Source organism: Bacteroides ovatus, assembly GCF_001314995.1.
GTDB lineage: Bacteria > Bacteroidota > Bacteroidia > Bacteroidales > Bacteroidaceae > Bacteroides > Bacteroides ovatus.
On record NZ_CP012938.1, the window covers coordinates 2,680,541 to 2,702,080 of the forward strand.

Below are 21,540 nucleotides of genomic sequence, written 5' to 3' on the forward strand. Positions count from 1 at the left end.
AGTATTAGGCATTAAGTATTACCCGCAGGTACTCATACTTGACAATCCATACTTGATGACTAATACTTAATACTTAAAACTTAATACTTAAAAAATATGATTAGTTTAAACATTGAAAAAACATTTGGATTCATCTCCAAAGAAAAGGTTTTTGCTTACGAAGCTGAAGTAAAAGCCGCACAGGAAATGCTTGAAAAAGGTACAGGCAAAGGTAACGACTTTTTAGGATGGTTGCATTTGCCTTCTTCTATCACTAAAGAACACCTGGCCGACCTGAACGCTACTGCAAAAGTATTAAGAGACAATTGTGAAGTAGTAATCGTAGCCGGTATCGGTGGTAGCTATCTGGGTGCCCGTGCCGTCATCGAAGCTTTGTCTAACAGCTTCACTTGGTTGCAGGAAAAGAAAACAGCTCCTGTCATGATCTATGCAGGACACAATATCAGCGAAGATTATCTGTACGAACTGACTGAATATCTGAAAGACAAGAAATTCGGTGTCATCAATATCTCCAAATCAGGAACTACTACTGAAACAGCTCTTGCTTTCCGCTTGCTGAAAAAGCAGTGTGAAGATCAGCGCGGCAAAGAAACTGCAAAGAAAGTAATCGTTGCCGTGACAGATGCCAAGAAAGGTGCTGCCCGTGTAACAGCCGATAAAGAAGGATACAAAACATTCATCATCCCCGATAACGTAGGCGGACGTTTCTCTGTCCTGACTCCGGTTGGTTTGTTGCCTATTGCAGTGGCCGGATTCGATATCGACAAACTGGTTGCCGGTGCTGCCGACATGGAAAAAGTATGTGGTTCGGACGTTGCATTTGCTGAAAACCCTGCTGCTATCTACGCTGCTACCCGCAATGAGTTGTACAGAAATGGTAAGAAGATCGAAATCCTCGTTAACTTCTGCCCAAAACTGCACTATGTAAGCGAATGGTGGAAACAGCTTTACGGAGAATCTGAAGGAAAAGACAATAAAGGTATCTTCCCTGCATCGGTAGATTTCTCAACAGACCTCCACTCTATGGGTCAATGGATTCAGGAAGGCGAACGTTCTATCTTTGAAACGGTGATTTCAGTAGAGAAGGTTAACCACAAACTGGAAGTTCCTTCTGATGAAGCAAATCTGGACGGCTTGAATTTCTTAGCCGGCAAACGTGTGGACGAAGTGAACAAGATGGCCGAATTGGGAACACAGTTGGCTCACGTAGACGGTGGTGTACCTAATATGCGTATCGTACTTCCGGAATTGAGCGAATACAACATCGGTGGTCTGCTCTATTTCTTCGAAAAGGCTTGCGGTATCAGCGGTTACTTGTTAGGCGTGAATCCATTCAACCAACCGGGTGTGGAAGCATACAAAAAGAATATGTTTGCGTTGCTTGACAAACCGGGGTATGAAGAAGAATCTAAAGCAATCCGTGCAAAACTGTAATCAAGAACGTTTTTATAAACGGTGAACTATAAACAATGAACGGTGAACAACTATGCTATATGCATGGATTTGTTCACCGTTCATTATTCATTGAAATCCAAAATGGAGACATTCCTAAATGTCGCTATTTAGTTACAATTTACCGACTTACTTTGTTAGTTGCTACCACTCGTCAATTTTCACTTATCATCCTCCGCTTTCGTCTTTAAGCCGATTTCTTCCTGTGCTCCTTCACATTCGGCTTTGGAAGAAAGATAGAACTCTAATTTTACATCGCCGTTCTTATCTACTTGTTTGATGGTCGCAATCACCATAATTTTGGCTTTTGACACACCATCCTTAAAACGAAGCTGCCCCTTTTCCACATCTGTCAGATTTCCCTCTGTAGATACTTCTGTTTTCTCAAAGATAAGTTTAGTATCCACTTCATCATCATTCTGAAGTCTAAAGGTTTTCAGTTCAGCTCCATTTCCATCCAAAAGCAGAAGAGCTTTCACTTCATCTCCCACCTTCAAGGCCGGCAGTTCGTCCCTCTGATTTGCATAGTCTTTTTCACCGGAACCGGAATTTTCATCATCCGATTCAACCTTTGCATAAAGCTTTTCTATCTTGATAACAGGACTTTCCCCGCTATCAGAGCAGGCGCCTAAAAACAATGGTAGCAACAATAATACTCTCTTTTTCATGCTATCGTCGAGTTTATAACGTTACAAAAATACACATATTCTTCTAAACAACAAATAATTATACAAGTAATACGCCACAATTTAGTAGTGGCGAGCAGTCTACGCGATAAGAGTTGATAGTACATACTACATGACAACTAATCACTAAACTATCTCCCCGTTCTAACTTATCTCTCGTTTTTTATCGTTATCTTTGCCTCGTATACAGTTGTAGATTAAGCGAATCAAACTAAAAAAACAAATAGAATGACAGGAAATTTATTAAAGAAATCCAGTGGATTCATATTATTATGTAGCATATCATTGCTAATGCTCGTAATGACCGGTTGCCAGGAAGCCAAACTCAAGACAGTGATCGCGGTAGCCAACAAACAGTGTCCAATAGACATGGGAGCAGTCGGTACGATCACCAGCATCATCTACGACGGGAATAATGTAGTGTACACGCTGAACATGAACGAAGAGATTACCAATATAAAGATATTGAAAGACAATCCGGAAAGCATGAAATCATCTATCACAATGATGTTTCAAAATCCGGCAGCAGATGTAAAAGAGATGCTCAAGTTGATGGCAAAATGTAATTCCGGATTACACATGATATTTGTAGGGAATAAGTCGGGCGAACAAGCAGTTTGCGAACTTACCGCCGAAGAACTGAAAGAAGTGATTAATACAAATGCCGACCCGGCACAAAGCGGACAAACAAAGCTTGAAGCACAACTGAAAATGGCGAACCTGCAATTCCCGATGCAAGCCAGCGAAGAAGTCATTGTCGAAAAGATCGAGGTCATAGGCGAATCGGTTGTTTATATATGCAGTGTGGACGAAGAATTGTGTCCCATCAGCCAGATTGAAGAAAACGCAGCAGAAGTGAAAGAGGGTATTGTATCAATGCTGGCAAGTCAGACTGATCCGGCCACCCAGTTATTCATCAAAACTTGCGTGAATAATAACAAAAACATAATGTACAGATATATTGGCAAGGAATCCGGCAAGCAACACGATGTGGTTATTCCCGTGTCTGATCTGAAGAAAATGTTCATAAAAAAATAAAATATCATCTTAAAAAGATTCTGCAACGTACCAAAGTATGAAAAAGAAACTGAAAGCCGTCCTGTTTGACATGGACGGCGTACTTTTTGACTCTATGCCCTATCATTCGGAAGCCTGGCATACAGTAATGAAATCTCACGGACTCACTCTTAGTCGCGAAGAAGCATATATGCACGAAGGACGGACAGGAGCCTCCACTATTAATATTGTTTTCCAACGTGAACTGGGCAGAGAAGCTACCCAAGAAGAAATAGAAAGTATCTATCAGGAGAAAAGTGTTTTGTTCAATTCGTATCCCGAAGCAAAACGTATGCCCGGTGCATGGGAGTTGCTACAAAAAGTAAAAAAGGATGGACTGATTCCGATGGTGGTCACTGGTTCCGGCCAACTATCCCTGCTCGAACGGTTGGAACACAACTATCCGGGAATGTTTCGTAAAGAATTGATGGTTACAGCGTTCGATGTAAAATATGGTAAGCCCAATCCCGAACCGTATCTGATGGCATTGAAAAAAGGCGGACTTAAAGCTGATGAAGCCATCGTAGTAGAGAACGCTCCGTTAGGAGTGGAAGCCGGACACAATGCGGGCATCTTTACAATAGCTGTAAATACAGGTCCTTTGGACGGACAAGTATTGCTGGATGCCGGAGCCGATCTGCTACTGCCATCCATGCAAGCACTAAGCGACCATTGGGATACGCTGTTTGAAAAGAACACCTAAAAGCTGAAAAGATAATTTATTCTTCAAAACAGGAGAAAAACATTGAAAAGAAGGAATATAAATCGTATTTTTACAGGAGTTTAATTCACTTAGATTCCATCTAAGCCAACGCAGATTCTACTATGCAAAAGTTATTATCCTTACCACCCAATTTGATCCATTGCTTCCACGAACTGGAAGAAGTCAACCATACCGATTGGTTTTGTACATCAGACCCCATTGGGAGCAAACTAGGCTCCGGCGGCGGAACGACATGGTTATTGCAGGCCTGCCATCAGGCATTCGCGCCACAAAAATCTTTCGGCAACTGGATAGGAGATGAAAAAAGAATATTGCTCCATGCAGGCGGACAAAGCCGTCGCCTGCCCAGCTACGGACCTTCCGGCAAAATATTGACTCCGATCCCGATCTTCAGTTGGGAAAGAGGACAAAAACTCGGACAGAATCTATTATCATTGCAGCTCCCGCTCTATGAAAGGATTATGAATCAGGCTCCAGCCGGTCTGAATACGCTGATCGCAAGCGGAGATGTATATATCCGTTCGGAAAAGCCACTCCAGGATATTCCGAATGCAGACGTAGTGTGCTACGGCTTATGGGTAAATCCTTCCTTGGCAACCCATCATGGTGTATTTGTTTCCGACCGGAAAAAGCCGGAGGTTCTCGACTTCATGTTACAGAAACCTTCTCTTGAAGAGTTGGAAGGATTATCGAAAACTCATCTTTTCCTGATGGACATCGGTATCTGGATTTTGAGTGACCGCGCCATCGAAGTATTGATGAAACGGTCATTAAAAGAAGGAACCAATGATATTAATTATTATGACTTATACTCGGACTACGGCTTGGCTTTGGGAGAGCATCCCAAAACGAAAGATGAAGAAATCAATCAGTTATCCGTAGCCATATTGCCTTTGCCCGGTGGAGAATTCTATCATTATGGCACAAGCCATGAACTGATTTCTTCTACTTTAGCCATACAAGACAAGGTACGCGATCAAAGAAGGATCATGCACCGGAAAGTAAAACCGAATCCGGCTATCTTTATCCAGAACTCTATCACACAAGTTTCCCTTTCTGCAGACAATGCCAACTTATGGATTGAGAATAGCCATGTGGGAAAAGGCTGGAAACTGGGGTCCCGCCAAATAATAACAGGAGTTCCCGAAAACCAATGGAACATCAACTTGCCGGATGGAGTCTGCATCGACATTATCCCTATCGGCGACAATGACTTTGTTGCACGTCCGTATGGCTTGGATGATGTGTTCAAAGGAGCGTTAGACAAATCAACGACTACCTATCTTAATATCCCTTTCACCCGCTGGATGGAAGAAAGAGGAATTACCTGGGAGGATATAAAAGGACGCACCGATGATTTACAATCAGCATCTATCTTCCCCAAAGTAACTTCTGTTGAAGATTTAGGCATATTAGTGCGCTGGATGACATCGGAGCTCCAACTGGAAGAAGGGAAAAAATGTTGGCTCAAAGCAGAGAAAGTTTCTGCCGACGAAATCTCGGCAGGCGCCAACCTCAAGCGTCTTTATGAACAGCGCAATGCTTTCCGTAAAGAGAACTGGAAAGGACTGGCGGCTAATTATGAAAAAAGCGTATTCTATCAACTTGACTTACTGGATGCCGCAAACGAATTTGTACGTTTCAATCTGGATACTCCCGATGTCCTGCAAGAAGATGCCGCACCCATGCTACGGATACACAACCGGATGCTTCGCGCACGCATCATGAAACTACGTGAAGACAAAGATTGCGCAAAAGAAGAACAGGCAGCCTTCCAACTGCTCCGCGACGGTTTATTGGGAGTGATGAACGAACGTAAAAGTCATCCCACACTCAACGTTTATTCCGATCAGATTGTATGGAGCCGCAGCCCTGTACGCATTGATGTGGCAGGAGGATGGACGGACACTCCTCCCTACTCTCTTTATTCAGGAGGAAGCGTTGTCAATCTTGCCATCGAACTGAACGGCCAACCGCCGCTGCAAGTATACGTTAAACCTTGCAAGGAATATCATATTACCCTTCGTTCCATCGACATGGGTGCAATGGAAGTGATACGAAATTATGAGGAACTGCAAGATTACAAAAAGGTGGGTTCTCCATTTTCCATCCCCAAAGCCGCCCTTACGTTGGCAGGTTTCGCGCCGGCATTCTCAACAGAATCCTACCCTTCTTTAGCCAAACAGCTGGAAGCTTTCGGCTCGGGAATTGAAATTACCCTGTTGGCTGCTATTCCTGCTGGCTCGGGTTTGGGCACCAGTTCTATCCTGGCATCCACCGTGCTCGGAGCAATCAATGATTTCTGCGGACTGGCTTGGGACAAGAATGATATATGTAGTTACACATTAGTATTGGAACAACTACTGACCACAGGAGGAGGTTGGCAGGATCAATATGGCGGTGTCTTCTCCGGCATTAAATTGCTACAATCCGAAGCAGGTTTCGAACAGCATCCATTAGTGCGCTGGTTGCCCGACCAACTCTTTATTCATCCCGACTACCGCGACTGTCATCTGTTATATTATACAGGAATTACCCGTACTGCCAAAAGTATTCTGGCGGAAATTGTCAGTTCCATGTTCCTCAATTCCGGTCCACATCTAAGTTTGCTGCCCGAGATGAAAGCCCATGCAATGGATATGAGTGAAGCTATCCTGCGCAGCAACTTCGATAGTTTCGGTCGATTGGTCGGCAAAACCTGGATACAAAACCAGGCATTAGATTGCGGAACCAATCCGCCGGCAGTAGCAGCCATTATCGAGAAAATCAAAGATTATACCCTAGGATACAAACTCCCCGGCGCAGGTGGTGGCGGTTATTTATATATGGTAGCCAAAGATCCGCAAGCAGCCGGACAAATCCGACGGATATTGACAGAACAAGCTCCCAACCCACGCGCTCGTTTTGTAGAAATGACGCTTTCTGACAAGGGACTTCAGGTTTCAAGAAGCTAAAGAAGAGGCATTGCCAGACTACCGGTCAATCTCATCCGGAACCACAAAAAACAAGCTTGGACAGATTCAAACGAAATGTCCAAGCTTCAATTTTTCAATGCCATAATGATCTGTTTTACATGTTGAGACTTGAAATAACTGTAAAGTAAATCATAATAATGATAAAACCAATAGCTCCGATAATCAGCGCCACACTAGCCCATTTCTTTTTTCTAGCTTCTTCCATTCTAATTTATATTTATGGGATTAATATAATTTATCGTCAGATATCTACTTCCGGAAAGCTATAAATACACTATATCAACATCATTTTTTTACTTCTTCATCGTTACAAAGTTAGCATTTTCTATGAGAAAACAATCATCTAAAACAACTTTTTTATTCTATTTAGACTAAATTATGCAACTACAGATAATAATATGGAACACAAGATTTTATCTATTACTGCTTTTATATCATGTAAAGTTGTACATTTGCATAATCGACAATTTTGATTGAACAAGGAAAAGAATCAAAACACAAAAGGTCATGACTAAAAAGGATGCTATAAAAATATTCGAAGATAAAAAGCTCTGTGCTGTAACATCATATACCATACATGGGCTGAAAATACAATAATAAAAAGCCGTACTCTCTGCAAGTACGGCTTTAAAGTACACCCGAAGGGAATCGAACCCTTATCTGAGGTACCGGAAACCTCCATTCTATCCATTGAACTACAGGTGCTTATACAAATTTATCAGGCTAAAAAAACGCTTCATCCGCTTAAATAAAGAAGCCATTCTTTCTAAATGCGAGGACAAAAGTATAAAAAATCTTCTCATCTTCCTAATGATTCTTCTTTTTTTATAGTTCTTAAGGCACTTCCCCATGTTAAGACATTGTTATTTTGAAATGCTTTAGAGCATTTACTTTATCAAATTGACAATCTTTTAGAGAATATCCATTACATATATCAATTTTATTCCTATCTTTGCCGACAATTAACATTTAACAAACCTATGAGTTACTTGATAAAACCTAAGAACTATAATCCGCTACTCGACCTCAAACAGACCGAGCTGGGAATCAAGCAAATAAAAGAGTTCTTCCAATTAAACTTGTCATCCGAGCTACGCCTTAGACGTGTGACTGCCCCCCTTTTCGTATTGAAAGGAATGGGTATCAATGACGATTTGAACGGAATAGAACGACCCGTTTCTTTCCCTATTAAAGATCTGGGCGATGCACAAGCCGAAGTGGTTCATTCATTGGCTAAATGGAAAAGGTTGACCTTAGCTGACTATCATATCGAACCCGGATATGGTATTTATACGGATATGAACGCAATCCGTTCAGACGAAGAACTGGGCAACCTGCATTCTCTCTACGTAGACCAGTGGGACTGGGAACGTGTCATCACCAATGAAGACCGGAACGTAAACTTCCTGAAAGAGATCGTCAACCGTATTTATGCAGCTATGATCCGTACAGAATATATGGTATACGAAATGTATCCGCAAATCAAGCCGTGCCTGCCACAAAAGCTACATTTCATCCATTCAGAAGAATTGCGCCAACTTTATCCGGATCTGGAACCCAAATGTCGCGAACATGCCATCTGTCAGAAATACGGAGCTGTGTTTATCATAGGCATAGGCTGTAAACTTAGCGACGGCAAGAAACACGACGGACGCGCACCGGACTATGACGACTACACAACCAAAGGATTGAACGACTTGCCCGGACTAAACGGCGACCTCCTTCTGTGGGACAATGTACTGCAACGCTCCATCGAATTATCATCTATGGGAATCCGTGTTGACAAAGAAGCCTTGCAACGTCAGTTGAAAGAAGAAAAAGAAGAAAAAAGACTGGAACTTTATTTCCACAAGCGATTGATGAATGACACCCTTCCACTATCCATCGGAGGAGGTATCGGACAATCCCGCTTGTGTATGTTCTACCTTCGCAAAGCTCACATTGGAGAGATACAAGCCAGCATCTGGCCCGAAGATATGCGCAAAGAATGTGAAGAACTTGATATACACCTTATATAACAAACTATGAACGTACAAATTGAAGAAAGCTGGAAAGCACATTTAAAACCCGAATTCGACAAAGACTACTTTCGCACACTGACCGATTTCGTCAAAAGCGAATATAGCCAGTATCAGATCTTCCCTCCGGGAAAACTGATCTTCAATGCTTTCAACCTTTGTCCTTTCGACAAAGTGAAAGTTGTAATTATAGGACAAGATCCTTACCATGGACCGGGACAAGCACATGGTCTCTGTTTCTCTGTAAACGACGGAGTGCCTTTTCCCCCTTCATTAGTGAACATATTCAAAGAAATCAAAGCCGACATCGGTTCAGACGCCCCAACCACGGGAAACCTGACTCGCTGGGCAGAACAAGGAGTATTATTACTCAACGCAACCCTGACCGTACGTGCCCACCAAGCAGGTTCACATCAGAATCGTGGCTGGGAAACATTTACCGATGCTGCAATCCGTGCCCTGGCAGAAGAAAAAGAAAACCTGGTATTTATCTTATGGGGATCATACGCTCAAAAGAAAGGAGCGTTTATCGACCGCAACAAGCATCTGGTGCTCACCTCTGCCCACCCCTCTCCTCTTTCAGCTTACAACGGCTTCTTCGGAAACAAACATTTCAGCCGTACAAACGATTACCTGAAAACCCATGGAAAAACAGAAATCGCATGGTAGTTGGAGAAGTTGGAGAATGGAGAGTTGAGAGTTAAGAATAAAAAGTAAAAAAATGGCTGCACTATTCGTCGAATGATAGCGCAGCCATTTTTCTTTTTCTATATTGTAGCAAAACAATTACACGTCCGAATTTCCACTCTCAACTCTCAACTCTCAACTTATCCTAGTACCACTGAATGTTACTTTGTGTTTGGCTTCTCTGCTCATACTTCAAGTCTTGCAGGATGCTTGCATTCGCACGGATGGTAACATTGTAATATTTCCAGCGTCCGAAAGGAGAAAGACTGGCGGACAGGTTGAAACAGTGCAAGTCACGGGAGATTGTACAAGAAGTTTGCGTAATCTCTTTTGCCTGAAAATCATAGCCCGAGTTGAACGAGAGCGACCAGTTATTAGAAATCTTTATATTTCCGTTTGCATTGATGTTATGCGTATACGTATAAGGATATCGCATGGAATAACGGTTAATAGGCTTAGACCTATCTTCACGGATATTAAACGAATAGCTAAGGCTCAACGACCAAGGCATCTTAAACACCTGATAACCATCCGGGTCTGCCTGTGCTTTCTCTACTTTCTTAGGTGTAGTACCATCTCCTTCCGTTCCGTCGGATTCTTCATCATCACTATCCTCCGACTTCTTATCTTTTCCTTTTTCATCCTCCTCTTTCGGACCGAACCATTTCTTCCATGTGTCATTATTAAAGGTATAGTTGAAAGAAGAGCCATATCCTTGGAAACGCCCAAAACGACCATACGACCATTCTGTACGATTACTAGTCACTACATTACCGCTTTTATCGAATGTATAAGCATACGTAGCAAACGATGCATTCATATTGAAAGTATAATTCTTCGTCAGTTTCAAACGGAGGTTCATGCTTAAATCACTCCACGGTCTCTCTTTGGCAGCCATATTATAGGACATGCTCGCTCCCAATTCATCAATCAGACTGACTTTTTTAAGCGTATCTTTTTTGGCGTCGTAATACTTCATCTCCAGGTTATTTGAAATAGAGAAGCTGACTGTTCCCGACCCTTCGCGCGAAGGTACTCCATAAGGTTGCCCCGTGAAAGGAGAATAATATTGCGTATTGCCATTATAATCTGTATATTCTTCCCAGTACTTGCTGAATCCCGGAGCACCGCTAAGACTTACCTGCGGCGTGAATACATGACGAATCTGTATCTCTTTCTTCTTAGCAAAAAGAGGTTTGTACATACCATACAGTTTCGTACTCAAACTCAAACTTGCCGAATAATTGGAAACCCGGTAGAAACCATTCAATGTATCACCCGGCAATGCTTCCAATTTATGGTCTACCTCATTATATTGCTGATTAACCTTACGAGTATACCAACGCTCTGTATAATTGACCGAAGGAGAAACCTGCAAATATTTGAACAGTGTAAAAGTAGCACTGATAGGAATATTGTGATTCATTGCATTCTCCCATTCACTTAGTCCGGCTTTAAACAGACGGTCGTCTTTGGTACGAATACTGTTTGTCAAACGTCCCGTATAACTAATGGAAATCTTTTCGTACCAGCGTTCAGCTCCCGCTGCCTTCTTGCGTTTGAAGGGGAACAGACGGCTTAATGTAATATTCAAGTCAGGCAAAGTGACCGCAATAGAAGAGTCACGCATTGTCTGTGCGATATTGGTAGTTCCGGATAAGGTCAGACCGATATCAGGGAAACTACGAGAATAACTGATACTTGATGTTTTGGTATTTTGAGTCAACAACTGCGAATTATAAAGGTTGTTGATATTGGAACGTTCGTAACTACTAGTTGCGAAGTTAACACTGGCGGAGAATGTACTGTTCGGACTAGCCTTGGCATCCTGCCGATGGTTCCATACCACCTTAAAGTCCTTAGCAACTGTATAGTCCGGCATCCCTTTATCTCCTGTCTTGGTGACCTGATAATCCGCTTGCAGTGTACCGGAATATTTATAGCGTTTATTATAGTTTGTCAATCCGGACAATCTCCATGAACCTTTCGTGAAGATATCTCCCGTTATTTTCAAGTCCATGATATCACTCATGGCAAAGTAATATCCTCCTTCTGCCAAACCGAAACCACGGCTGGAGTCGTCCATATAAGTCGGCATAATGAAACCGGAAGAGTAACTGCTGGAGAATGGGAAGAAGAAGAACGGCACAGCCAACGGCAGAGGCACATCTTCCACAACCAGATAGGCAGGTCCTGTCACTACATTCTTTTTAGGGCGCACCTTAGCTCTCGTCAGCTGCATATAGAAGTGGGGATGATCGTGATGATCGCAGGTTGTATAACGCCCATGCTCCATGAAAATTTCATCATTGGCCCCTTTCTTCGCCTTGCTTCCGGTCACATATCCTTCTCCCTGCTGGGTGACGATATCAGTAATTCCCGCTTTCTTGGTTTTGAAGTTATACCGGATTGTTTCCGTATCATACGAGGTATCACCTTCTTTAAATACCGGTTTACCTTTTTCCACTCCGGTAGTATCCTTGATACCATAAGCATGCACAGTAGTACTATCCAGATTCATCGAAATAACTTCCGCAGCCAGTTCGATGTTCTGATAATTCACTTTTCCGCTACCATAAAGTGTAGCGGCTCCTCCCAAAGTAAAGACAGTGGAGTCGTTAGATTCATAAACAACCGGTGCATCGAGTGGTTGTTTCTTCTTTACCGGTGCGATAGAATCAATGCGTACCGTTACCGTATCTGCTTTCAACGAATCATTTCCCTGAAGGGAATCCGTTTTCGCGGTATTGGAGGCAATCATTCCTCTTCTTCGACGTTGAGACGTAGCCTCATCGGGAAGCATCAGTAAGACAATCAGCAGTATGAATGATATAAGTATTTTTGCTTTCAATGGCGCCATTAACTAATAGTTTACGCTTGAAGTGGCAAAAGTACACAATCTTCACCAAATATGAGTTAGAATCTTCGTTATTTAATTATTTTTTAGTGCTATAAAAAGAGAGAACACCATCTATCAAAGCGGCTTAGACCTTCTTCACCATATTTTGCAATACTTTGCCGTGCTTTCTCCACTGTTTTCTCTTCATCCAGATGGGTTTTAGAAAAGAATTTATCCGCAAAGCAAATCAATTGTTCTTCCAGGGTGATGGGCAGCATCTCGCGATGAGGAACAGGAAGTTGCTGGGCAATGATATCTTCCAACGAAAGTCCGGCTCCCGTATGGCGTTCGCACACCAATGCGTGTTGGGGAAAACCTTCCGCCCGCAAGATTTCGGCTCCCAAATATCCGTGAGCGATATAAGGATGAGTGCCAAAGCACTGAATAGTTGGAGCGTCGGTCTGAAAAATACCAATATCATGCAACAGAGCGGCTTCTTTTACAAAACTCCGGTTTAAACGCAATTCGGGATGAGCATCCAGCATTTTCATTGCTTTTCCGGACACGGCCAAACTATGTATTACTAATATTTGTCTCTGCTGGGTATTCTCCGGATAATACTTATCAATGATTTCGTATGGATTCATGTGCTTTATTTTTTGCTCTCTTGATGAGAAATTAATATTTTTGTGCAATATTACAAAAAAATTACCGATATGCAAACTAGAGTTTCCTTCATTCTTATATTTTTGTTCATTATGTTGTTGCCAATGCGTGTAAACAGTCAAATTGTCACGGGAGCAGAACAGATGGATCAATATCTGCCGTTGCTGAAAGGAAAACGCATCGGAATGGTGGTCAATCACACTTCTGTTGTGGGAAGAAAGCAGGTTCATCTTCTCGATACCTTATTAAAGAGAGAGGTCCGGGTAGTCAAAGTATTTGCTCCCGAGCATGGTTTCCGTGGTAACGCAGATGCGGGTGAAACGGTGAAAGACGGAAAAGATTCCCGCACCGGCATTCCTATCGTATCGCTTTATGGTGACAACAAAAAGCCGTCTGCCGCCCAACTAAAAGATGTCGATGTGATTGTATTCGACATTCAGGATGTAGGGGCACGCTTTTATACCTATATAAGCACGATGTATTATGTGATGGAAGCTTGCGCAGAGAACAAGAAAGAAATGGTTGTACTAGATCGCCCCAATCCGTGCGATTATGTGGATGGTACGATACTCAAACCTGCCTACCGGAGTTTTGTCGGCATGTTACCTCTTCCGGTACTCCACGGATGTACCATCGGCGAACTGGCACAGATGATAAACGGGGAAGGATGGATTGCCAACAAGAAAAATCCTTGTTCATTAAAGGTAATTCCAATGACCGGATGGAAACACGGAGCACCTTATTCACTTCCCATCAAACCGTCGCCCAACCTCCCGAACGACCAGTCTATCCGATTGTATGCCTCACTTTGTCCTTTTGAAGCCACCCGCGTCAGCGTGGGACGGGGGACAACTTTTCCTTTCCAAGTATTGGGCGCACCTAATAAGAAATACGGAAGTTTCACTTTTACTCCCCGCTCCTTACCCGGTTTTGACAAAAATCCGATGCACAAAGGTATCACCTGTTATGGGGAAGACCTCCGGAATATAACCGATGTAAATGGATTTACGCTTCGCTACTTCTTGAACTTTTATCGCTTATCCGGTGAAAACGCAGCTTTCTTCTCCCGTGCCCGATGGTTTGATTTGCTGATGGGAACTGACAGCGTACGCAAAGCTATCCTCAAAGGAGAATCGGAAGAGGCTATCCGGAATAGTTGGCAAAAGGAATTACAGGATTACAAGGAGATCAGAAAAAAATATCTTCTCTATGAGTCAAAAAACTAGTATCATACTCTCATTCATTTTCATAAACCACTTATAATTAAAAGAATAAGTATGATAGAGAACTATTATTTCCGGTATCTATCATACTTAGACCATCAAAAACGAGGTATCTATCATACTTGATCAATCCACGCTCTCTCCTGAAGTTTCATTTTTTTCCCGTTCATCACCAACTTGCAATGCACTTTTTGCATTAAGTGGAGATATAACAGGGCGTTTTAGCTGACTTTCCAATTGCTTGCGAGCAACTCTTGCCACATTTCCTCCATCTTTTGCCACTTCGGCATTTTCAGCAAAACCGGATGGGTTTCTCTCTTTGGACAAATCCGTAGTAGCCGTTTCAGCAAGCATATTAAGGATCAGTTCAGTGTTCGTCATATTGTCACGGAGATTTTCTTTCTTCAATCCTTTAAACTGCTTATACTCTTTTGCCGACTTTTCAGCCCATGTCTGATAAATTATATCCGTTAATGCAGCAAACTGAACGCCCTCTTGCATCCCATTTCTTTTCCATTCGTCAGTTAGTTCCTTCCGTACTTCAATTGATTTCAATCGTTGATTAATCCAATTATCCGAGTAACCTAAAGATTTATATTCCATCATCGCCCGATTTATAGTCAGTTCAGGGTCCTGCATTTCATCCAGACGCTCTTTGGCGACTTGAGCCATCCACATCTTAAAGGGTTCCGCTTTGGGCGAGGGAATAGACTGAATTAGACGGAAAAGCTGTTGGGTTGTAGCTACATCTGTCTTATACAATTTGCCGTCGGAAGAGGGTAATTTCAGTTGTCCGATTTCTTCGGACAACTGACTTCCTTCTGTTTTCAACTTCTTTTTTAAATCCCCCCAATACTTACGAGGACGCTCACTGTCTGTTAATACTTCAATCACATCCACAATGGAAAAATACCATTCCTCCTTTTGGTCATCCCAAACAGCACGGATCTTTTTATCTTCAAACACTTTTATAGCATCTTTTTTAGTCATAGCATTATATATATGATGTAAATAATTAATATATAACAAATTCTATTCTACCTCCAAACGTACAACATGATAATACGTACCATACGTTTTCCGTTTAGATTTCACTCCGAGCCGCTGCAAGATACGCCCGAAATAAGAAGCCTGCCTGGCGGAAAACGTCATTTTACTTGCTTTCTGAATCCGGCGCAAAATATCAATAGCCAGTAGCCATTCTCCTTCTTCCTCTTCTTCTGCCCTACGATAATAAACCATAAATAACTGTTCGATGGCAGGAGATTGTTCAAACTCCCGGTTGTTTTCCGTCATGATGGCCTCTTCTTCGGAGTCAAACCAATAACGTTCGTTGTGATAAAGCAACTCCAACGCCTGTGCATAAAGCTGTTCATAATCAATAGGACGCGACACATCTATAGCTCCCGTCATGTAAATACCGATGAAACGACGGCTACCGGAAGTATCCGTCAACAAATCCCGATGATTGCTCGTGGCAATGAACGATGCATACCGGCGAAGCTCTTCCACTGCCGAAGCATTCGGACGACGTGTGTTCACCACCGGCTTTTGCAGAATATGTTTCAGAAAAGCCTGCTGGGTAGGACTAATCTGATCGAATTCATCCATATTGATAAGCAGAAAGCGATTCAGATACAACTCCGCGTCCCGTTTCCGACTGAAATCAATGCTATCCGTATAGTACGCCTGTAAAGCAGGAGGAAGAAGCATTCTGCAAAAAGTCGATTTCCGATATGCCTGTGGACCAATCAGCAAAGGTGACGTACTGTTGGCGTGTTTCTTATCCATTCCCCTCCAATGGGCAACCATATTCAAAAACCACCGACGGAACAACGGCGCCCAATGTGGATTATCACAGGGAACACGGTTGGCCAGTTCCAAAATCCGGTCTTTACCATCCCAGTGAGGCAGATGATACAAAAAATTCTCCACAGGCTGATAAACAGGCACATGATCAGAATCCAAATAGCGGATTACGTCCCTATCCCACATTTTCACCCCTTCATACATGGCATTCATCGTGATACTCGCCAGCACCCGCTTGTCCACCGGACGAAAATAGAAATTAAAACTATTCCGTTCGCGATATTCCACTTCCGTGGTCAGCGTATTGTATCGAAATTCATAACGGCGCTTCATAAATTCGTCCATCTGCATGGCGAAAAGCTGTTCGGCCGTCAGACTGCTCTTCTTGCCGAATCCCTTGGCGGAACGGTAGACACTTTTCACAGTTTCGCGAATCAGTAACTCGTCCGAAGGGAGCCGGTAGTGCGCCTTTGTCCACCGCACAGTATCTTCTTCGGGGATACCTGCCCGAAAGCAATGCTCCGCCAAACACACTAGTAGCGGTTGCAGATCGTCTCCTTCCCGGTATCCGTCCAGTTCTTCGAGCGCCCTGTTGAATGCAGCGGAGAAAAGCACCGACAATGCTTCATAATTTTCATATCCGGGCGCCATTCGCTGCAAAGGAGAATCAGTTTCCCGCGTTCGTTTGATAAAAGTCGTTTCGGACGGAAAACTGACGGGCTGCTTCATATAAATGGGCATTGCTTTCGGATTGAAATAAAGTTCAGGATCATACGTCAGCCGGCAATATTGTTCGAGTGACGGTTCTTTCAGTTCGATATCAAAAGGCAGTTGTGGCTGATAATATTTCACAGCCGTCTGATAAGCATGCGCGTGAAAAAGTTCCGCTTGCTCGCGTAAAGTCGGCAAGCGGTCATCCGAATAGGTGAACCGTACCCATATCTTTACTGATTTGCCGGAAGATCCGGTAAAAGCAAGGTATGTTTGCGGAAGCTCTTTAACCAGTTCCTTTATTTCGTCGGCTTCCGCCCTCCCCGAAAGGTTATTGACTTCCATCATCACTATGCCGTTATATTCATTCAGGGTCATTACCCCTTCTTTACGGACAAAAGCTGCGGCAGGCATCACTTTGGGAACTTTACGCACCTCTTCAATCGAATTTCCCGGAAGAGTATACCGCAAGACTTCCCTCATCTTTGAGACGGGCTGCGCCTTGACTTCCGTTTTCATCTGCTCCAAAAGGAGCTCCATTTTCAACGTCCGTAAGGTTTTTACCTTGCCATCGTCTCTGACTAATGTTATTCTCATCTTTTTTTATTATTATTTCCAATAAAAGGAAAGCTGCACTACAGCCATACAAAGATACAACATGCTCTTCGCCCAAACAAATTTCACTGCTTTTATTTGCTACGCCACACGACTTTATTTTATAGAAATAATGCTTACTAAATTTGCGAATAAAGGCAGGATAATGTATCTTTGCAGGCAGTAAGACTTCAGCCCGCATAAGTGTGCCGTACAGCCCACCTATGCGGGCTGTATAGTTTACATTCGTGGGCTGTAGAGCCCACAAATGTGTGCCCAAGAAAAGCCACTGATTCCAGTTGATTATCCAGGCTACAATTGTAGGTTATCTTACTGCAAGACAATCATTAAAATGCCTTTTAAAAGGCGTTTTATCCACATTAACCCATAATAGAAAAGACATGTACGCAAAGTATGATTTTCGCAAAAAGCCGTCTTCGAAAGAAGACGAAGACGAACAGCCGTTGTATCCCCGCATCGTATCGAACGGAACCATCGACTTTCAACAAATTGTAAAAGAGATCGCTCAAGCTTCCAGCTTTACGCCGGCAGATATTGAAGGAGTTCAACTGGCTATTGAAAATAAAATATCCGAATATTTAGTCAGCGGACATCACGTTCAGTTGGGGAACCTTGGATATTTTTCAGCCAAGTTAAAAGCACGTCCGGTGATGGATGCCAAAGAGATACATGCACAGTCCATTTATTTCGATAATGTAAATTTTCGTCCATCATCTTCTTTCCGAAAGAAGGTTCGCGGATTTGTGGAAAAAGCGAAGTCAGGATTTGCACATTCCGCCGAAGTTCCGGTGGAAGAACGTCGGCGCAGGCTGGAGAAGTTTCTGGATGAACGACCGATGATACGACGCAAGGAATATACGCAACTGACGGGACTACTAAAGAACAAAGCGCTGAATGAATTGAACGGTTGGGTAAAGGAAGGAGTACTTGACACCATTGGAAGTGGCAGTCATAAAATTTATGTGCGAGCCAACACAAAGAAGGAGTAAACAGCAAAAAAACAGTGAAACGGGAATGATAGATACCCATATTTCATAAAGAAAGTATGATAGATACCGGATTTTAAAAGCGTCTATCATACTTATTCATCAGTAAATTAGCATATTAATAAAAAAATGAGAGTTATAAAAGTGATAATAGTTGTTTTAAGGTAAGCTTTTATTTATCGAGATAGCTCTTCATTGTTCCAAATTAATCACTACTTTTGTATTGATACAAATAAAAGATTTATCACATAATGAATTGGAGAACGCACAATCGGATTTGCAAATAATCAATCATACTGAATTATGAAGAAAGTAGAGCGTATATTGATTTATGTATTGGCTATAGGAACAATTATTTGTTTAGGATTATACTTTGCACCCATCAAGATTTACTTAATGCCGATAAATGCATGGGAACGTCAGATTTGGTCGGGGCCTACTTCCACACAAAAAGAGGAAAACTTTGTAGTCTATAATCATTTATTCAAAAGCAAGCAAACACTCATTGACAGCATCATTGCTTTCCATGACCGGACAATCCGATTGGATTCGATAAAAAAATATCCAGACGGCTATTGCCGTAGCTTTTTCAAAAGGAGCACCGTTCTTGATAAATACTATCGGGAAGAGCCAAATGGCTCGGATATCATATTCGATCATAGGGACAAACAGATTTTGGCAGTTGAATGGCGAATTACAGGAGATACGGTCTGCGCAAATTTCTTTGGCAAAAATTATAAAGTTCTTATTACAGATACTGCCACAATATCAATATATAGCTTATCCCAATTAGTCAACGAAAAACAGAAATAAAAAACATGACAATGAAAAAACTGAACCTTTTAAGTTTATTGTTCATAGCAAGCACTATTGTGGGTTGCCATAATACAACAACAAAAAACACGACAACTGATGCAGGTTCTTCAAACGAAGAAACACAAGAAGCCGTAGAAACAAACAATGAAACGTTAAGGCTTACTACAATGAAATTGACGGATAAAAAATGGCAGGAGATAAAGTCCGGGTATGACAAATTAACTAAGGCTCAAAATGAAATCATGGATGGAGAGTATTACGAAGGTAGTCTGTATATAAACTTATCCGGAATAGCAACGCCTGATGATGTTTCTTTGGGAGGAATGATTGTATATTATAAATTAAAAGAGCAAAACTATCGTTTTTTACCGGACAATGAGTATGCGGAACGCATTAAATATGTTTTCGGGATTGACCTGAACGCCCCTGATGCTTTAGACAAGAAAAAATTAAAAAGTCATGAGAACTACATTGTAGCCCTAAATCCAAACCCTGATATGGACAGCAAAGATAACATACAAGATAAAGAATTCTATCCATATAGAAATCATCTGTATTTTTTCAAAAAGTTCAATATATGTGTTATGCAAATGCCTTCTGCCCTATTACTGGAGATAGATAAAAATACAGACAAAGATCATATTAACGTTTATAAAAGCGCTTTTGATTATCATTGGAATAATTATATATTAAATGACAATAAGGCCAGCCTAGCCTGGTTGGTAAGCAATGGAAAAGAAATGGAAGTGAAAGATTTGCTATTCTGCTTTGGCTATGATAAGGACGCTAAGCTGAATAAACTGATACTGGACAGCATCTCCAATAATGCAAATGACAGGTATTCCATTGAAAGTCTGGAGCAGGTCTTTGCAGGAAGAGATTTAAACGGCAAGTTACAGATTCATGAGAATTTACTAAAGTTTATACAAGAAAATCCGACCAATGATTATGTCAAAATGCTTGATATATATGGGAATTATTGTTTAGGAGAAAAAACGGATTGCAAATTTACAAGAGATGAAAGTTTTAAGATTGCCGCATATATTACTTATTATCTGAAACTGATAGATTTAGAAAACGACAAACGTTCAGGTAGTGACGAGTATCTTATAATCAATGATATGTTGTTTCGAATAATTGGGGCACTAGAAGATAAAGAAGGAAACCAAAGGGATGATGAAGGAGAGGACTCCAAGTTTCTAAAAGAGATAATAAAGAATGATTACTATAACCTGCCGAATTTTAAAGAAATGGTATATGGTTTAGTGAACGATTACAGAAATATCGGCTATTCATCTGAAGCAGTCGACTAACCTAGTAAATATACCAAAATAAAAACTAAATGAATATCGAAGAATTTAGAGAATATTGCCTGTCTTTTGAGGGAGTCCATGAGAAGATGCCGTTTCCCAATGTGCCCGACAAATATAGCCGTGACGTTCTATGCTTTTATGTAGCGGACAAATGGTTCTGTTTCGTTAACATTGAGATTTTCGATTTTTGTTGTATCAAATGCAACCCTGACGAATCCGGAGAACTGCAAACTGAATATACCGGCATAAGGCCAGGATGGCACATGAACAAGAAATATTGGATCAGTGTCTATTTCAACCAAGATGTACCTGATGAGAAAATTAAAGAGCTTGTAAGCAACTCCTACGATATTGTAGTTAAAAGTTTGACAAAGAAAGAACGGGAAATGCTATAAATAAAGGGAGGATTCAAGAACCTCCTAAACGTAAATCCTGTACTCTGTTGTCTTTCCAAAAAACAGTGAAATTATAATTTACACCACTATTCCTGTAAAACACAATCTCCCAACTGTCACTATATAGTACAGCCGGCACGATCGTATAGGGATAAAAATCATTCTGCCAGGATCCGTATATTTTTTCTTTATGTTTCTGCTGACTTTTGCTGGACAGCATGCTATCTAGTTGTTCTGCCATAGGTACCCAGTTCTGCAATAGCACCTGTAATTCCAATAATTGCCTGGAGAACGGAGCAGAAGCGTCCCCTTCTATCAAAACAAGAGTTTCTACCGAGTAAAAGGGCAATTGCACTGCACCACTCCAAAGGCAGCATTTATCTCGCCACCAATCACAAACCTTACAGGTAAAGATGCCCAAACCTTCCACTTTATACTCTCTCTTAGTTCCAAACAACTCGTTTATCAGTGTCTTGAATACTTTCATTACTTTTCCCATCGTTTTCTTTTTTTTAGTATGCACTAACAATGTTACTATGATTTCTGGAATCTTACCGCTTGCTATGTGG

The 21,540-nt window shown here is 41.8% G+C and carries 17 protein-coding genes and 1 tRNA gene; 11 read left to right on the forward strand and 7 right to left on the reverse strand.

All coding sequences use genetic code 11. The annotated features are described in order from the left end of the window. Positions 1 to 96 precede the first annotated feature (96 nt). Entirely contained in the window at positions 97 to 1,434 is a 1,338-nt protein-coding gene (locus tag Bovatus_RS10660) for a glucose-6-phosphate isomerase (protein WP_004299377.1), read from the forward strand. Between the two features lie 179 nt (positions 1,435 to 1,613). Here the strand turns inward: Bovatus_RS10660 and Bovatus_RS10665 are convergent, their stop codons facing one another. After that, positions 1,614 to 2,120, reverse strand: a complete 507-nt coding sequence (locus tag Bovatus_RS10665; protein ID WP_004299376.1) for a DUF5035 domain-containing protein — start codon at positions 2,118 to 2,120, stop codon at positions 1,614 to 1,616. Between the two features lie 246 nt (positions 2,121 to 2,366). On the opposite strand from Bovatus_RS10665, the gene Bovatus_RS10670 reads away from it, so the two are divergent. From Bovatus_RS10670 to Bovatus_RS10680, 3 genes are all read left to right on the forward strand, one after another. After that, on the forward strand, positions 2,367 to 3,176 hold the full coding sequence (locus Bovatus_RS10670) for a hypothetical protein (RefSeq protein ID WP_004321920.1): 810 nt from the start codon (positions 2,367 to 2,369) through the stop codon (positions 3,174 to 3,176). Between the two features lie 37 nt (positions 3,177 to 3,213). Beyond that, positions 3,214 to 3,897, forward strand: coding sequence for an HAD family hydrolase (locus Bovatus_RS10675; RefSeq protein WP_004299374.1), 684 nt, complete (start codon positions 3,214 to 3,216; stop codon positions 3,895 to 3,897). A gap of 122 nt (positions 3,898 to 4,019) precedes the next feature. Beyond that, a complete protein-coding gene (locus Bovatus_RS10680) occupies positions 4,020 to 6,872 on the forward strand; it encodes a bifunctional fucokinase/fucose-1-phosphate guanylyltransferase (RefSeq protein ID WP_004299373.1) in 2,853 nt (950 codons plus the stop codon). Positions 6,873 to 7,526: 654 nt separating this feature from the next. Here Bovatus_RS10680 and Bovatus_RS10685 read toward each other — a convergent pair. Then, positions 7,527 to 7,598 (reverse strand) — tRNA-Arg (locus Bovatus_RS10685). A gap of 275 nt (positions 7,599 to 7,873) precedes the next feature. Here Bovatus_RS10685 and asnA point away from each other — a divergent pair. Together asnA and ung are read left to right on the forward strand one after the other, a co-directional pair. Continuing rightward, entirely contained in the window at positions 7,874 to 8,911 is a 1,038-nt protein-coding gene (asnA, locus tag Bovatus_RS10690; RefSeq protein WP_004299370.1) for an aspartate--ammonia ligase, read from the forward strand. A 6-nt stretch (positions 8,912 to 8,917) separates the two neighbouring features. Continuing rightward, on the forward strand, positions 8,918 to 9,580 hold the full coding sequence (ung, locus tag Bovatus_RS10695) for a uracil-DNA glycosylase (protein WP_004299369.1): 663 nt from the start codon (positions 8,918 to 8,920) through the stop codon (positions 9,578 to 9,580). Between the two features lie 163 nt (positions 9,581 to 9,743). Here ung and Bovatus_RS10700 read toward each other — a convergent pair whose 3' ends face one another. Both Bovatus_RS10700 and Bovatus_RS10705 read right to left on the reverse strand, forming a co-directional pair. Further along, a complete protein-coding gene (locus tag Bovatus_RS10700; RefSeq protein ID WP_004299368.1) occupies positions 9,744 to 12,458 on the reverse strand; it encodes a putative LPS assembly protein LptD in 2,715 nt (904 codons plus the stop codon). Between the two features lie 89 nt (positions 12,459 to 12,547). Then, the gene (locus tag Bovatus_RS10705; protein ID WP_004312347.1) at positions 12,548 to 13,084 is read right to left on the reverse strand and encodes an HDIG domain-containing metalloprotein; all 537 of its coding nucleotides are present in this window, start codon (positions 13,082 to 13,084) and stop codon (positions 12,548 to 12,550) included. Between the two features lie 69 nt (positions 13,085 to 13,153). Here Bovatus_RS10705 and Bovatus_RS10710 point away from each other — a divergent pair, with 69 nt between their 5' ends. After that, positions 13,154 to 14,329: an exo-beta-N-acetylmuramidase NamZ family protein gene (locus Bovatus_RS10710; RefSeq protein WP_052587951.1), complete on the forward strand. Its 1,176-nt coding sequence runs from the start codon at positions 13,154 to 13,156 to the stop codon at positions 14,327 to 14,329. A 123-nt stretch (positions 14,330 to 14,452) separates the two neighbouring features. Here the strand turns inward: Bovatus_RS10710 and Bovatus_RS10715 are convergent, their stop codons facing one another. Both Bovatus_RS10715 and Bovatus_RS10720 read right to left on the reverse strand, forming a co-directional pair. Next, entirely contained in the window at positions 14,453 to 15,316 is an 864-nt protein-coding gene (locus Bovatus_RS10715; protein ID WP_004299365.1) for a BRO-N domain-containing protein, read from the reverse strand. Between the two features lie 42 nt (positions 15,317 to 15,358). Further along, positions 15,359 to 17,443 (reverse strand): BT4734/BF3469 family protein, encoded by a 2,085-nt coding sequence (locus Bovatus_RS10720; RefSeq protein WP_052587950.1) that lies wholly within the window; start codon positions 17,441 to 17,443, stop codon positions 15,359 to 15,361. Between the two features lie 398 nt (positions 17,444 to 17,841). Here Bovatus_RS10720 and Bovatus_RS10725 point away from each other — a divergent pair, with 398 nt between their 5' ends. From Bovatus_RS10725 to Bovatus_RS10740, 4 genes are all read left to right on the forward strand, one after another. Further along, on the forward strand, positions 17,842 to 18,450 hold the full coding sequence (locus Bovatus_RS10725) for an HU family DNA-binding protein (RefSeq protein WP_004299362.1): 609 nt from the start codon (positions 17,842 to 17,844) through the stop codon (positions 18,448 to 18,450). A 300-nt stretch (positions 18,451 to 18,750) separates the two neighbouring features. Next, positions 18,751 to 19,260, forward strand: a complete 510-nt coding sequence (locus Bovatus_RS10730; protein ID WP_004299360.1) for a hypothetical protein — start codon at positions 18,751 to 18,753, stop codon at positions 19,258 to 19,260. 11 nt (positions 19,261 to 19,271) lie between these two features. Continuing rightward, on the forward strand, positions 19,272 to 20,576 hold the full coding sequence (locus tag Bovatus_RS10735; protein ID WP_004321965.1) for a hypothetical protein: 1,305 nt from the start codon (positions 19,272 to 19,274) through the stop codon (positions 20,574 to 20,576). A 29-nt stretch (positions 20,577 to 20,605) separates the two neighbouring features. Next, positions 20,606 to 20,971 carry an MmcQ/YjbR family DNA-binding protein gene (locus Bovatus_RS10740; protein ID WP_004299358.1) on the forward strand — a complete coding sequence of 122 codons (366 nt, stop codon included), beginning with the start codon at positions 20,606 to 20,608 and terminating at the stop codon, positions 20,969 to 20,971. A 13-nt stretch (positions 20,972 to 20,984) separates the two neighbouring features. On the opposite strand, the gene Bovatus_RS10745 is transcribed toward Bovatus_RS10740, so the two are convergent. Then, positions 20,985 to 21,470 carry a hypothetical protein gene (locus Bovatus_RS10745; RefSeq protein WP_052587949.1) on the reverse strand — a complete coding sequence of 162 codons (486 nt, stop codon included), beginning with the start codon at positions 21,468 to 21,470 and terminating at the stop codon, positions 20,985 to 20,987. Positions 21,471 to 21,540 lie beyond the last annotated feature (70 nt).

Excerpts from the sequence above, each read along its gene's own strand:
- Bovatus_RS10740 (WP_004299358.1), top strand. The coding sequence starts at position 20,606 with ATGAATATCGAAGAATTTAGAGAATATTGCCTGTCTTTTGAGGGAGTC.
- Bovatus_RS10710 (WP_052587951.1), top strand. The coding sequence starts at position 13,154 with ATGCAAACTAGAGTTTCCTTCATTCTTATATTTTTGTTCATTATGTTG.
- Bovatus_RS10725 (WP_004299362.1), top strand. The coding sequence starts at position 17,842 with ATGTACGCAAAGTATGATTTTCGCAAAAAGCCGTCTTCGAAAGAAGAC.
- Bovatus_RS10700 (WP_004299368.1), bottom strand. The coding sequence starts at position 12,458 with ATGGCGCCATTGAAAGCAAAAATACTTATATCATTCATACTGCTGATT.
- Bovatus_RS10680 (WP_004299373.1), top strand. The coding sequence starts at position 4,020 with ATGCAAAAGTTATTATCCTTACCACCCAATTTGATCCATTGCTTCCAC.
- Bovatus_RS10670 (WP_004321920.1), top strand. The coding sequence starts at position 2,367 with ATGACAGGAAATTTATTAAAGAAATCCAGTGGATTCATATTATTATGT.
- Bovatus_RS10720 (WP_052587950.1), bottom strand. The coding sequence starts at position 17,443 with ATGAGAATAACATTAGTCAGAGACGATGGCAAGGTAAAAACCTTACGG.
- Bovatus_RS10675 (WP_004299374.1), top strand. The coding sequence starts at position 3,214 with ATGAAAAAGAAACTGAAAGCCGTCCTGTTTGACATGGACGGCGTACTT.
- Bovatus_RS10665 (WP_004299376.1), bottom strand. The coding sequence starts at position 2,120 with ATGAAAAAGAGAGTATTATTGTTGCTACCATTGTTTTTAGGCGCCTGC.
- Bovatus_RS10660 (WP_004299377.1), top strand. The coding sequence starts at position 97 with ATGATTAGTTTAAACATTGAAAAAACATTTGGATTCATCTCCAAAGAA.
- Bovatus_RS10705 (WP_004312347.1), bottom strand. The coding sequence starts at position 13,084 with ATGAATCCATACGAAATCATTGATAAGTATTATCCGGAGAATACCCAG.
- Bovatus_RS10715 (WP_004299365.1), bottom strand. The coding sequence starts at position 15,316 with ATGACTAAAAAAGATGCTATAAAAGTGTTTGAAGATAAAAAGATCCGT.
- asnA (WP_004299370.1), top strand. The coding sequence starts at position 7,874 with ATGAGTTACTTGATAAAACCTAAGAACTATAATCCGCTACTCGACCTC.
- Bovatus_RS10735 (WP_004321965.1), top strand. The coding sequence starts at position 19,272 with ATGAAAAAACTGAACCTTTTAAGTTTATTGTTCATAGCAAGCACTATT.
- Bovatus_RS10730 (WP_004299360.1), top strand. The coding sequence starts at position 18,751 with ATGAAGAAAGTAGAGCGTATATTGATTTATGTATTGGCTATAGGAACA.
- Bovatus_RS10745 (WP_052587949.1), bottom strand. The coding sequence starts at position 21,470 with ATGGGAAAAGTAATGAAAGTATTCAAGACACTGATAAACGAGTTGTTT.
- ung (WP_004299369.1), top strand. The coding sequence starts at position 8,918 with ATGAACGTACAAATTGAAGAAAGCTGGAAAGCACATTTAAAACCCGAA.